Source organism: Maricaulis maris, assembly GCF_003634045.1.
Lineage (GTDB): Bacteria > Pseudomonadota > Alphaproteobacteria > Caulobacterales > Maricaulaceae > Maricaulis > Maricaulis maris.
This window is the reverse complement of sequence record NZ_RBIM01000001.1, coordinates 521,754-534,969: the sequence shown is the minus strand read 5'-3', so window position 1 is coordinate 534,969 and position 13,216 is coordinate 521,754. Positions and strand designations below refer to the sequence as shown.

The window sequence follows — 13,216 nt, the reverse complement described above, 5'->3', positions numbered from 1 at the left end:
CGGTGCCATTTCGGGGTTCGCAAGTGCGGAAACTTGAATTAATTTCCTGCGAAATGATGATTTGAGGAAATAATGACCGTCACCCTGGATACGATCGATGTACGCATTCTTGAAGCCCTGCAGGCAGATGCGGGCCGATCCGTCGCTGATATCGCCGAAATCGTCGGCCTGACCCCGTCGCCCTGCTGGCGCCGGATCCGTCGCCTGGAGACCGAAGGCATCATAAAACGCCGCTCGATCCAGCTCGATCGGCGCATGATCGGCCTGATGTTCACGGCCTATCTGGAGATCAAAATCCAGCCGGCGCGCAAGGCCAATTACGAAAAGTTCGAGAAGGCGATCCAGACCTTTCAGGAGATCACCGAGGCCTGCACCATGACCGGCCCCTATGATTATCTCCTGAAGATCGTCACGCCGGACATCGATGCCTATAACGAATTCATGCAGGAGCGCATGATCCCGCTCGACGTCGTCGGTGATTTCCGGACCTCGGTCCAGATCCGCAATGTCAAGGAAGGCCGCGGCCTGCCCTTGGGACATATCGACGGCTGATGGCGGCGCACTGGCTTCGCCAGTGCAACATGGGCGGGCCGGTCAGTCTCTAGTCAGCAAGGACATGACGGCCCGGCTTATATCGGCGTCGAGGCTCTCTGGCACCGCCTTTGCCGGCAGATATAATCGGACGGCCCCGAGCGGGACGCCAATCAGCGCCAACCGGACCCGCGCCAGCGGCAGGCGCTGCTCCCGGGCAAACGCCTCCAGCGCCGCTTTGCTCTGCGCATTGAGCTGGTCGAGACGGAGCCGCATGTCCGGCGGCGCCTTGTCGGACATCATCTCGGCGCGCCGCCCGGTGGTGAGGATCAGGGCCCTCCCGACCTCTTCCCGACAGAAGGCCGGCGTGACCAGCGCCGCGGCAAGCCCCGGCATCTCCTCGGGCGATGCCAGCGCGGCAAGAAACCGCCTTTGAAATGCCGCCACGGCGTCGAGCCAGGCCGCGGCCATCAACCCCTCCCGGGATCCGAAGCGGTGATAGATCGATCCCGTCGATACACCGGCCGTCGCCGTAACGGCCTGCAGGCGCACCTCCCCCTGCTCGACCAGGCAATTGGCCACGGCGGCGAAGACAGTTTCATCGAGGAAGCTTGACGGTCGGCCCATAATAGAACATTTTTTCTAGAACAAATTATTCAGAACGGATCGATCATGAACATCCTGGCCGCCTTGGCAAGCTTGAGTGCGCTCATCACCTTCCTCATCCACACCTTCGCCGGCGGCCGGGAGGTTGCCCGCCCCCTGTTGGCGGACACGCACCTGCCGCCCGCCAGCAAATGGCTGAACTATTATTGCTGGCACATCACCACAGTCCTGCTGGCCGCCATGACCATTGCCTTCGCGGCGACCGCCCTGGACCCGCGCTTCGCCGCCTTTCCGCTGCTGCTGGGCCCCTTGGCCCTTTGCCTGTCGGGTTTGAGCGCGATCATCGCAATGAAAGCCGGCATCGCGCCCCTGCGACTGCCGTCGACCAGCCTGTTCGCCCTGACCGGGGCGCTTGGCATCGCCGCAATCATCGCCGCCCCTGCCTGACCGGAGTTCGTCCATGCTCATTGCTGCTGCGACCCTGACCGTGCTGGTCGGCCTCTTCCACTCCATCGCCGGCGAGATCCGCCTGATCCGGCCGCTGCTGGCGATACCGGGCCTGCCGACCCTGGGTCATGGCCCCTGGTATGTTCGCTCCCTGATCCGCACCGCCTGGCACCTGACCACGCTGACCTGGTGGGGACTCGCGGTGATGATGCTGATCATCCATGGCGACCCGGCTCCCCAGCATCGCGCCTTGCTTGCGATATGCAGCGCCATCTTCGCGATCAGCGGTCTGGCCGCCCTGACCCTGAGCCGGGCAAAACACCCGGCATGGTTGGCCTTCCTGCCGATTGCCGCCTTGCTGCTGATCGCGGCTTGGACATGACAGGCCGGCAAAGGGCCGGCTCCCACCCTTCTGACAAATCCCGACCGGTCGATCAGCGCCCGGCAGATTCATAGCGTTGGCGGACATAGTCGTAGACCGCATATTCCAGCGGGTGAGCTTCACGGAAGACGTCGCGTATGTCGTCCGGAACCGTTTCATCACGCTCAGTCGCGTTACGGTGCTCAAGACTATTCGGATCGAAAGACTTGCCGGTTTTTTCGGCCATGCGCCGAAGCGATTCGGGCAGGAACTCGGTCAAGCCGACCTCGACAAAATACGTCTCGATAATGTCCTTGTAGTTTTCCAGCGTCACGTCGCGCGGAAAGTGGTTGAGCATGTTTACCGGGTCTCGCGCGATGCTGTCCTTGAGGTCTCCCCGTGGAACCCGGGATTGATCCTGCCAGCCCGCGGCCACCTTGCGGACGTAGAAATAGTTCGAAATCATCAGTTCCAACGGGTCGCGCAAGACGGTCATGAACTGATCGACATCGGGATAGTATTGCTCGACCCCGAACCCGCGCAGCTTGTTAAAATGGCCGTATATGACGGGAGGCGTGCCGGCAGCCTCCAACGCCCGCAAATCATGCCTGGGCGGCATTTGGGCGGCCTGTTCATTGTAGTAGTGAGGACGAAACTGACCGGGAAACCAGGCCTTCGCCACCTCAGCCACAGACCGACCGCCCGATTTAGGCACGTGGATGAATATCAACGACTTGTTCGGGTCAAAATTTTGCATGAGCCGCTCCTGATCTGGATGGCGATTTGACCGATACAAACGGACGAAAAATCAAGCAGAGATTACCGTTACCGGCAAGCTCTGCTTGACTTCAGGGCGCGCTGACATCCTGTCAGGATTACGCAAAGCGCTCCACAGCCACCGCCGTCGCTTCACCGCCACCGATGCACAGCGAGGCGACGCCCTTGGTCTTGCCATGCTTTTCCAGCGCGGCGAGCAGGGTGACCATGATGCGGGCACCAGAGGCGCCGATCGGGTGACCGAGGGCACAGGCGCCGCCATTGACGTTGACGATGTCGTGGGAAATGCCCAACTCTTTCATCGCAATCATTGGCACGACAGCGAAAGCCTCATTGATTTCCCACAGATCGACATCGCCGATCTGCCAACCGGCACGCTCGACGACCTTGCGCATGGCAGGCACCGGCGCGGTGGTGAAATAGGCCGGCTCATGGGCGTGGGCGGCAGTGGCAACGATCTTGGCGATCGGCTTCAAGCCACGACGCTCGGCTTCGGACAGGCGCATCAGGATCAGTGCGGCGGCGCCATCGGAGATGGCCGAAGCATTCGCAGCGGTCACCGTGCCGTCCTTGCCAAAAGCGGGGCGCAAAGACGGAATTTTCTCCGGCATCGCCTTGCGCGGCAGCTCGTCGGTATCGACGACCGTGTCGCCCTTGCGACCCTTGATCGTGACCGGCGTGATCTCGCGCTTGAAATCGCCGTCCTTGGTGGCGCGCTGGGCCCGGGCGAGGGTTTCCAGGGCATAGGCGTCCTGCTGCTCGCGGGTGAATTGGTGTTCTTCCGCAATCATGTCGGCGAACACACCCATCGGCTTGAATTCATAGGCGTCCTCAAGACCGTCCTGGGCCATGTGGTCCTTGATGGTGTCGTGGCCGTATTTGAAGCCGCCGCGATGGGTGGGCAGCATGTGCGGGGCGTTGGTCATCGATTCCATGCCGCCGGCGATGATGATGTCGGCATCGCCCGAGGCGATCGAGGCGCGGCCCATGATGGCCGCCTGCATGCCCGAGCCGCACATCTTGTTGAGCGTGGTCGCTTCGACGGATTTCGGCAGACCGGCCTTGATCGCCGCCTGGCGACCGGGCGCCTGGCCCTGGCCGGCCATCAGCACATTGCCCATCAGGACCTGGTCGACATCATCGCCGGCCAGGCCGGCTTCTTCCATGGCCGCCTTGACGGCGATGGCGCCGAGCTCATTGGCAGACAGCGGTGCAAGTTCGCCGAGCAGGCCACCCATCGGGGTGCGGGCCATGCCGACGATGACGATGGGATCGTCCACAGCACTCATTTGATCTCTCCTCTGGGATTGTTCTGGCTTAGTCTGGCGCGCATGATCGAATTATGCGGCACAGCGTCAAGTTATTTCGCAGATGCGAAACGGGCGGTCCGGACTTGGCCGGGATTGGACAAATGGGGGCAAACCCTTCCAATCCTTGCCGGATTCATCGTCGCCATGCTCGCGATCAACGAAGTTGAACCAACTGTCAACTTTGCTGTGACCGGCGACCTGCCCGGCCTGTTAGCGGTAGCAGCAGTGGCCATCCTCATCCCGGCCTTCGCCGAAGAACTGGTGTTTCGAGTCAGTCTCGCCGGTCGTCGCGGCCGGGTCCGGGCGGCACTGGCGATTGCCGCCTTCGTGCTCTGGCACCCGGTCCAGGCCTGGCTCGGCCTGCCGATGGCGCAAGCTGTCTTTCTCGAACCCGGCTTCCTCGCGATCACCGCCGCCCTCGGCCTCGCCTGCACGCTCGCCTGGCGGATCAGCGGCTCAATCTGGCCGCCGGTCCTCCTCCATTGGCTGGTCGTGGTCGGCTGGAAGGGTCTGACTGCACCGGTCTAGTGGCCGCACGCCTGCTGCGAACCGAGGTCACAGGCCCGCCTGAACAGCTCATCGGCGCGGCGGGCATTGCGGCGCATTGTCTGCGCCCCGTCGCGGCCACGCTCGAACATCAGGGCCAGTTCGACACAGGCCGCCGCATCGCCCTCGTCGCACACCGCTTCGCAATCGCCCTGCTTGCGCATGCGACCCGGACGATTGCCGTAACAGGCACCGCGATGCGCGTCCAACGGATCACGTCCGAGCGATACCAGCACATCAGCAAGCCGGGCGCAGCCATCAGCGAAACCCCGCTCGCAGGAGCGGCGCGACAGGGCCGCAGCCTGCTCCCGCTCGGCCTCGCTACCCGTTTCCAGAAAGCCTGCCGCCTGCCAACACGCCATCGTGCTGCCGCCTTCACAGCCCGACAGGGCCACCGGCAGATAGACCGGCCGGTCATAGCGCACATCATCATAGGGGTTGGGTTCGTTGATGCGTTCGAAAATCCAGCACGACCGGTCCGACCCGACTTCACAGCCCCGCAACAACAGCGCGATCGCGCCTTCACTCTGCCAGAAACTCCGGTCGGCCCGCTGCAGCAACCCGTAGGCATAATTGCAGGCAAACCCGTCCCCGGCCTCACAGGCCGCGACATAGGGCTGCGGATCGGGCGACTCCGGCTGGGCTGCTGCCGGCGCCGCCAGGGCAAGGCTGAAAAGAAGGATCAGGAAGAAACGCATGTCACCCCGCAGGTTTGGCGGTCAGGATAGGCAGTCCGCCCGCCTGCCGGCAAGGACAGACATCGGCATCCGGGAGAGCCTGCAGCCGCCTTCCCGCCCGACCGGCGGCGCGGATGCGCCAGAGTGGAAAGCCCGGTCCGGCAGGCGGGAAGGCGGTCTGATTGACGGTCTCCTTTCCTGGATTTGAGTGATCGACAGGCCGGCCCGCGCCACGGCGCGAACGCCTGGCGGTTTGGGCAGTAGAGGAGTGCGAGGTGCCTTGCCGGTGCCTTGCTATGTAAGTTTTGTGGGTGGCGCCGGGGGCACCTCGCACACGGAGATTTGGTCAGGGCCGTTGCCGGCCCCGTCTCGAAACCGACAGGAACAAACGGTCGAGCTTTGTGCCGCCGCCCTGCCGATGGCCACGCCGGGTTGGTCTGGCGGTGTTTCCAGGCAACCGGACGAGCTCCGTACTCCCAACGCCCCCGGATCACCAATCCGGGCCTCGAGTAGCGCGGGACAACGGGGATTATGGGATGGCGCAAAAGGGGGGCGGATAAGTTTTGTGAAATTTCCCGCCCCACACACCGTCATCCCGGCGCAAGCCGGGACCCAGTCTGCGAGACAAGCTATTGCCATGCTTGGCGAAAACGCGTGTGCGAGACTGGGTCCTGACTTGTCTCAGGATGACGGTGAGGGTGGTGAGGTGTGGGATAACCTGCCTCTCCCCGACCGGGGAGAGGTCCCGCAGCGCGTCAGCGCGCAGGGGGTGAGGGGCGCGCCGCGAAGCGGCGCCAGGGAAAGTCTTTAATGGCGCTGACGCGCCGCCCCTCATCGGCCCTGCGGGCCACTTCTCCCCGGTCGGGGAGAAGCGAGGGCTGTGCATTTTTCAAACGCGATAGTCCGTCATCCCGGCCGCAGCCCCGCAAAAGCGGGGCGGAGAGCCGGGACCAACGAAACGCTCCGGCAAGCGATGAGTCTCCCGTCGGTCCCGGATGGCGCTGCGCGCCTCCGGGAAAAATGAAAAAGGGGGAGCGCTGGCGGTGGCGCCTCGTAGCGCCGCCCTCAGCCGATCAACCTCACCCCGCTCGAACCACCACTTCCACCGCTGGTGCTGGTGATCCAGCCACCGCCCAGCACCCGGTCTTCGTCATCGCTGGAATAGAAGACACAGGCTTGGCCGGGGGCGACGCCTTCCTCGCCCTTGGCGAGCACCACGCGGACATCATCGCCCTCGACCGACAGGGCGGCCGGGACGGGCGGGCGGGTGGAGCGGACCTTGACGCGGATGGGGGCGCCATCGGTCATGGCGTCCTCGCCGAGCCAGTTGATCTCTTTCAGAGCGATCGTGTCGACTTCCAGCGCTTCGCGCGGGCCGACAACGACTTCGGCCTTTTCGGCATCAAGACGCACGACATAGAGCGGATCACCGACGGCGATCTTGAGACCGCGGCGCTGGCCGACGGTGTAGCGGATCACGCCTTCATGTGTGCCCAATACCCGGCCATCGACATGCACGATCTCGCCCGGACGAGAGGCGCCGGGGCGGACTTTCTCGACAATATCGACATAGCGGCCATTGGGCACGAAACAGATGTCCTGGCTGTCCGGCTTGTCGGCGACGATGAGGCCGAAGGCCTCGGCCAGTTCGCGCGTCTGGTCCTTGTTCAGATGCCCCAGCGGGAAGCGCAGGAAGTCGAGCTGTTCATGCGTGGTCGCGAACAGGAAATAGGACTGGTCCTTGCCGGTATCGGCGGCGCGGCGCAGCTCCGGCCCGTTTTCGCCCGTGACACGCTGGATGTAATGCCCCGTTGCCATGCACACAGCCCCGAGCTGGCGGGCCGTGGTCAAAAGATCGGCGAATTTGACGGTCTGGTTGCAGCGCACGCAGGGAATGGGCGTGAAGCCGGCCAGATAGGTGTCGGCAAATTCCTCGATCACGGCTTCGCGGAAACGGCTTTCATAATCGAGCACATAATGGGGAAAGCCGCAGGCCTCCGCGACGCGCTTGGCGTCGTAAATGTCCTGACCGGCACAGCAGGCGCCCTTCTTGGCCAGGGCGGCGCCATGATCATAGAGCTGCAGCGTCACGCCCACCACATCATAGCCGAGATGATGCAGCAGGGCGGCGGTTACGGAACTGTCGACACCGCCGGACATGGCCACCACGACGCGGTGATCGCCGGGATTGCCGCCCAGTCCCAGCGGATCGCCGGCGAGGCCCAAACGGGAAATGAGGTCATCGGCCTGCGCACGGGCGCGGCCGGTAAGGTCGGTCGTCATATATCGCCTCCAGCGGGGTCAAGGCCCGCAGCAAACGGTTGTTGGAGGCGGGTGTATACGCCGTCGTCGTGGCAAAAGTAAGAGGCCCGGCGCCCACGCGCCCTTCCCCCCTTAGCGCAGGAAGTTCAACAGCGAGACCTGGCTCAGCGAGGCGAAGGTCTTGGCGGACACGTTCAGCGCCGTTTCGGCCGCCTGGAAACGGGTCGCGGCCTCGGCCATGTCGACATCTTCCAGATCCGACAGCATCTGCTGCAGGAAAACCTGGCGGTCGGCATGCGAGTTCTTGATGGTCTCGACATTCGCCTGGGCGGCGCCGTTTTCACCGATCTTCGTGTAGAGATTGTCCAGCGCGGTGATGACGTTCTGGATCTCGCCATTGAGGAAGCTTTCCTGGGCGGCGCTCAAGGGCTGGCCGAAGGGGCCGTTGGCGCCAGCATTGAAGTCGGCAATGCGCTTGAAACTGTCAAACACCTCCCCACCGACATCGCTGGCCAGCATGCCGGTCTCCATGGTCAGGTTCTGGTCGAGCTGGACCTGCGGACGGCGATCATTGTTGACGAAGGCCTCGCTGGCCGTGCCCATTGCCACCAGATCATTGATATCATTGGTCGCCACCGGCGGGGTATCGGTCCGGGTGCCGCCGAAAATATAGGTGCCGGCATGCTGCGTGTTGAGCGAGTTGGAGATCTGGTAGAAGGCCTCGCGGACCTGGTGCATCGTGTAGTCGCCATCCTTGGACGTGACCGCCAGCCGCAAATCCGTGATCGCATCGGCCATCCGCCCCATCGCGATGTCCTGGCTTTCCAGTCGCGCCTCGGTGCGAACGGCCGCTTCCTCAAAGGCATCGGCGCGCTGCAGGGCGGCGCGGGTCGCCGACAGGGTCTCGGCCTGGTGGCCGACGCCCTTGAGATCGGTCGCCAACTTGCCGGTGGTGAGTTGTTTCTGGGCGTCGAGCAGGGATTTCTGGGCCTTCATCAGGTCCATCAAGGCGCTCTGGTTGGCGGCGAAGGTGGAAACACGGGTCATGTCGTCATTGCCTCCTAGACGATGCCCATCAGGGTATCGGTCATTTCCTTGGCCGCCTGCAGCATGCGCGCGGCGGCATTGTAGGATTGCTGGTAGAGCGTCATCGCGGCCAATTCCTCGTCCAGGCTGACGCCTTCGACATCGGACCGCTTCTGGGCCGCGGTCGCCTGCAGGGTTGCCGCCGAGGCCGCCTCGCTTTCAGCGCGGGCGGCGCGTGAACCGATCGTGCCGGCGATCCGGGCGGTATAATCACCCAGGCTGGCCGTCGAGGTCGACAGGGAGCCGGCGGCGTTGAAGGTCCGCGGCGCCGACAGGGCCGCCTGCAAACCGGCCCCGCCGCGATTGTCACCGGCTGCCAGGACGTAGTCGCCGACCACGGTGGCCGCATCGATATCAAGCTTGCCCAGCGCCAGGCGTGAACTGTCGGCCCGGATCGCCTTGTCGACGGAGAAGGCCTCGGCCCGCGCCGCCTTGGCTTCCAGCCCGACCCCGAAGAGTTTCGAGAAGGCGACGCCGGACGTGCCGCGCGCCGTATCGTCGCCGGTCAGCGACAGCTCGTAACCCTCATAACCGGCATTGGCCGTGTAGGAGAGCTTGCCATTGCCGTCGAGCGAGAAGGTGACATAGCGGCCCATGCCGGTGGCAGGGTCGTTGAGTGCGGTGACGATGTCGTCAACGGTCTCGCCGGTGACCATCGGAATGGTGTAGCTGCCCGCGGTCTTGCCGTCGGTGGTGTCCATGCGGAAATTGAGCGAGGTGCCGGTCGAGAACTGGTGCAGATCGGTGCCCGACAGGCCGGTCTCGAAGAAACCGGGCACGTCGCTGCGGACCAGGTCGTTCAGGCCGAAGAAGTGCGACAGGCCACGGCCGCCACGATCCGACGGCGTGGTCTCGTCCTGCAGGAAAGCGACGCCATTATTGGCCGAGTCAGCGGCGACGCTGAGCGTGCCATTGGTAAAGCTCGCCGTGCCGACCCCGGCCAGTGCGGTGTTGAGGGCCGTCGCGAGATCGCCGACTGTCGCGCCAAAGGCGACCGCGCCGCCGCCATCCACGGAATAGGTTCCGGCATCGAAATCGACATCAACGCGGCGCACAAGCTGACCGGTATTGTCGGCCACGGCGAGCGTGGTCGCGCCGGTGAAATTATGGGCATCGGCGGCGTCCAGCCCGGTATTGCGGCCGGTCAGGGTCTGCGGTGCGGGATAGGCCGCCGCATCGTTATGGGCCGCATTGAGCGCGTCGGCGGCACCGGCCGCCATCTCGGCCAGCTCCTCGGCAACGTCCGGCAGCGTCCGGTCACGCAGGTCGATCAGCGCCCGCAGCTCGCCCGACTGGATATGGCTGTCGAGTTCCTGCGGATTTCCGCCATTCGGCGATTCCGCATAAATCTTGCCATACTCCACACCGTAGGAACCGGACCCGGAGACCTTGTAGGTCAGATTGGCCGGATAATTGTCGAGCAGGAGGACGCCGTCCGTGGTGCGCAGGACAACCCGGCCATCGCCCTGGAAGTCGGCGCGGACATCCATGTATTCGGACAATTCATCGAGCAGTTCGGAGACCCGGTTTTCAGCGCCGGAACTGTCGCCGCCGCCAGCCGAGACACTCTGGACATTGGCGTTCAGCTCGTAGAGCTCGCGCAGGATCTCGTTGGAGCGTTGCAGCGTGGCATTGATCTTGGCATCGGCTTCCATGCGCTGGGCGCGGATCTCGCCGGACAGACGCTCGGATTCGGTGAAGAAGCTGTCCAGATCGGCCGTTGCCGACAGGCGCGAGACCGACAGGGTCGGGTCGACGCTGGCTTGCGACAGGCCGGCAAAGGCCGAGTTGAGGCGGGCGAAGATCGAGCCACTATCGTCGAGATTGCCGAATTGCGATTGCAGGCGGTCGAGCGCATTGGCCTGCGTCGCGGTGACGCTGGCTTCCGAGATCGAGCGCAGCGAGGTCAGCTGCAGATGGCGATCGACGATGCGGACAATCCCGTTGACCTGGACGCCCATGGCGACGCCGCCGACATTGCGGGCTTCGAAACTGGCAATGGTGCGGGCATAGCCGGGCGTGTTGACGTTGGCGACGTTGTTGGACGACGCACGCAAGCCGGCCTGACTTGCCTGAAGCCCCGACAGGGCGTTACCGAGAATACCGCTCAATGACATGGCTGGCTCCCTGCGCAGTCGGCAAAAACGAGGCGGTTGCGGCGGATTCTGCCGTCAATGCGGCAAGCATTGCCCAGCGAGGCGGCCACCCCCAAGGGCGCCTCCACAGGGCATTCCACGCCGTAACCGTTTGCCTTCATTTGCTTTTTCATGCGCTTTCCGAATTCCGGCCCGCACAGGACCTGCCCGGGCATGCCTTAACCATCGCAAGCGGCGGGCCAGACGCTGTCCCCACACTCCAAGGGATGAAAAACGCGGCCACCGTACCTCACACCCGCAGATCGCGCGCGCGATCACGCGCGGTCATAGGGACTCACACGCGCGCCAGCCCCTGATCGCCATGCCAAGCCGGCGACCCGGCAAATTGCGCCCACCGGCGGGCAAGGCCGACCGGACGTTCCTGCCCACCGCAAGGTGTTACCTCAAAATTAATACGGTAAATCAATTAGATAGATGGGGGGGGCACCTTGGCACACGGCTTGCGAACATGACTTCGAGACGAGGCGTGACGTGCGCCTTGATGCCGACGAAGGGCGCCATGACGCTGGACCTGAACACTGCGAACCTGCTGGCCATGACGGGCGGAAACGGTGGCGCGACTGCGCAGCCGGCCGCAACATCGTCCGGTGGTCCGCAGACGCAAGGCACGGGTCAGCCTGGCGGCGTGGCGGCGACATCGCCCTTCGCGCTCTTGGTCAATGCCAATCAGGCCCAAGCCCAGGCCACGACCGCTCCGGCAACGCCCGGAACGGTGCGCGGCGGCGCGCTGACCTCTGCCTCGCCGCTGCCATTGGAAATCGCCGGCGCCAGCCCGGCAGGCGTGCCGGCCGCCAATGATACGTCGGATGCAGTGCTGGCCGGAGAGATCGTTGTGCCGGTCACGCCGGTTGCAGCCGTCAGCCCGACGCGCAGCAAGCCCGCAATGCCCGTCCAGGACGTGATCGACCCGGCAATACCGACTGCCGCTCCGGTCTCCGCTCCGGCTGCCGCTCCGGCAGCGGCCTCGGACAAGGCCATTTCCGCCGACAAGCCGGTATCGGAAATCATTCTGCCCAAACCGGTCGCCGCCAATTCCGCAGCACCGGCTCAGGCCGCGACATCACCTGCCGGTCCGGCCGCGACGCCGGCCCCGACAATGCCTGGCGCAACCGCACCAGCCGCAACCACACCCGCCGCAATACTCCAGGCCGCGACAGGCCAAGCCACGACAGGCCAAGCCACGACAGGCCAGACCGCGACAGGCCAGACCGCGACAGGCCAGACCGCTGCGGTCCAGACACAAGCGATTTCGGGCGAAGCGCCGGTTCTGCCCGCCGCACCGACAACGCCGTCGCCGGTGTCGCCCATTGCTGACGAAGCGGCCCCCCGTTCCGGGCCGGTGCCGGTCGCGACCGCCGTCGCCAGCCAGCCCGCCAAACCCGATGCCGCCAAGTCCGGCACTGCAGCTGACAGTGCGCATGTCGACGTCAAGCCGACGCCCTTCGCCAAGCCGCCAGCCGCGGCCGCCGGCCTGAACCCGCCAGCACCGGGGGCAACAGGCAATCCGGCCGTCTCAGCGGCGCCCGCCACCCCCACCACGGGTGCAAGCGCGCCGGAACAGGCCGCGGCGGCTGTCAATGCCAGCGAGAACGCGCCGTTGCGCCAGCGCGGTAGCGATGCCCCGGCCATCCAGACCGCAAGCGGCCTCGCCGCCCGGCCGACCGGCGGCCTGTCACAAGCCGGCAATGCCGGTGCCAATGGTGGCCAGTCCGGCAATTCCGGCACTGGCAGCAATGGCGGCAATCCGACAACCGGAACGCCAAGCCCGACAGCGTCCTCCGCCGATCCGGCGGCCACCCTGACGGCCGGCAAGGACACGCTCCCGACCGCCGCCCAGAGCGGTGCCCCGATCACGCCGCCGGCGGGCTTGCAGACCGGCGCCCAGCCCCAACCCGTCGTGAATCCCGACCAGGCAGCGGCAGACGCCGCCATGCAGGCCGAGACGGATTTCAACCTGTCGCGCGTCGACGGGCGCATGGCCGCCGATCGCTCGGCCACCAACACGCCCCGCTTCACGCCGCACACGACCCAGCAACTGGCCGGACAGATCACCAAACAGGTCTCGAACGGCAATCGCGTCTTCGATATCCGCCTTGACCCGGCCGAACTGGGCAAGGTCGATGTCCGCATCGAATTGCGCGCCGATAATCGTGTGCACGCTGTGCTCACCGTCGAACGTCCGGAGACCCTCAACGAGTTGCAGCGTTCGGCGCGCGACCTTGAGCGTTCGCTGGCCGAGGCGGGACTCGAACTCGACGAGGACGGGCTCAGCTTCCAGATGAATGACGGCGAGACCCCGACCGGCGATGACGGTCGCGGCCAAGGTGAGGCCCTGCCGATTTTCGCACAAACCACTGAATTGGCGCAGCGCGCGGAGGATGAACTCGCATCCCGCCCGCGCTCGGCCTACGGCTTCCTGTTGTCCGGACGCTCCGGCGTCGATGTGCAGGTCTAGGA

Annotated in this window: 12 protein-coding genes; 5 read left to right on the top strand and 7 right to left on the bottom strand. The window is 64.8% G+C overall.

Features of this window, described 5'->3' with window-relative positions:
- Positions 1-72: 72 nt before the first annotated feature.
- Complete coding sequence (locus C7435_RS02570; RefSeq protein WP_011642643.1) at positions 73-552, top strand: Lrp/AsnC family transcriptional regulator; 480 nt, start codon at positions 73-75, stop codon at positions 550-552.
- A gap of 42 nt (positions 553-594) precedes the next feature.
- Here C7435_RS02570 and C7435_RS02565 read toward each other — a convergent pair whose 3' ends face one another.
- A complete protein-coding gene (locus C7435_RS02565; protein ID WP_407658330.1) occupies positions 595-1,083 on the bottom strand; it encodes a TetR family transcriptional regulator in 489 nt (162 codons plus the stop codon).
- A gap of 120 nt (positions 1,084-1,203) precedes the next feature.
- Here C7435_RS02565 and C7435_RS02560 point away from each other — a divergent pair, with 120 nt between their 5' ends.
- Positions 1,204-1,584, top strand: a complete 381-nt coding sequence (locus tag C7435_RS02560; RefSeq protein ID WP_121209895.1) for a hypothetical protein — start codon at positions 1,204-1,206, stop codon at positions 1,582-1,584.
- Between the two features lie 13 nt (positions 1,585-1,597).
- Complete coding sequence (locus C7435_RS02555; RefSeq protein ID WP_075189327.1) at positions 1,598-1,966, top strand: hypothetical protein; 369 nt, start codon at positions 1,598-1,600, stop codon at positions 1,964-1,966.
- 52 nt (positions 1,967-2,018) lie between these two features.
- Here the strand turns inward: C7435_RS02555 and C7435_RS02550 are convergent, their stop codons facing one another.
- Positions 2,019-2,702 carry a hypothetical protein gene (locus C7435_RS02550; RefSeq protein ID WP_121209894.1) on the bottom strand — a complete coding sequence of 228 codons (684 nt, stop codon included), beginning with the start codon at positions 2,700-2,702 and terminating at the stop codon, positions 2,019-2,021.
- Between the two features lie 118 nt (positions 2,703-2,820).
- On the bottom strand, positions 2,821-4,011 hold the full coding sequence (locus C7435_RS02545; RefSeq protein WP_075189325.1) for a thiolase family protein: 1,191 nt from the start codon (positions 4,009-4,011) through the stop codon (positions 2,821-2,823).
- 165 nt (positions 4,012-4,176) lie between these two features.
- Between C7435_RS02545 and C7435_RS02540 the strand changes: the two genes are divergently transcribed.
- On the top strand, positions 4,177-4,560 hold the full coding sequence (locus C7435_RS02540) for a CPBP family glutamic-type intramembrane protease (RefSeq protein ID WP_170150319.1): 384 nt from the start codon (positions 4,177-4,179) through the stop codon (positions 4,558-4,560).
- On the opposite strand, the gene C7435_RS02535 is transcribed toward C7435_RS02540, so the two are convergent.
- The 4 genes from C7435_RS02535 to flgK form a co-directional block, all read right to left on the bottom strand.
- Complete coding sequence (locus C7435_RS02535) at positions 4,557-5,276, bottom strand: SEL1-like repeat protein (RefSeq protein ID WP_121209892.1); 720 nt, start codon at positions 5,274-5,276, stop codon at positions 4,557-4,559. The two genes, C7435_RS02540 and C7435_RS02535, sit on opposite strands and share 4 nt — an antisense overlap.
- A 1,044-nt stretch (positions 5,277-6,320) precedes the next feature.
- Positions 6,321-7,538, bottom strand: a complete 1,218-nt coding sequence (gene mnmA, locus C7435_RS02530; protein WP_121209891.1) for a tRNA 2-thiouridine(34) synthase MnmA — start codon at positions 7,536-7,538, stop codon at positions 6,321-6,323.
- A gap of 111 nt (positions 7,539-7,649) precedes the next feature.
- Complete coding sequence (locus C7435_RS02525) at positions 7,650-8,564, bottom strand: flagellin (protein ID WP_075189481.1); 915 nt, start codon at positions 8,562-8,564, stop codon at positions 7,650-7,652.
- A gap of 14 nt (positions 8,565-8,578) precedes the next feature.
- Complete coding sequence (gene flgK / locus C7435_RS02520; protein ID WP_075189480.1) at positions 8,579-10,720, bottom strand: flagellar hook-associated protein FlgK; 2,142 nt, start codon at positions 10,718-10,720, stop codon at positions 8,579-8,581.
- Between the two features lie 538 nt (positions 10,721-11,258).
- On the opposite strand from flgK, the gene C7435_RS02515 reads away from it, so the two are divergent.
- A complete protein-coding gene (locus C7435_RS02515) occupies positions 11,259-13,214 on the top strand; it encodes a flagellar hook-length control protein FliK (protein ID WP_170150318.1) in 1,956 nt (651 codons plus the stop codon).
- Positions 13,215-13,216 lie beyond the last annotated feature (2 nt).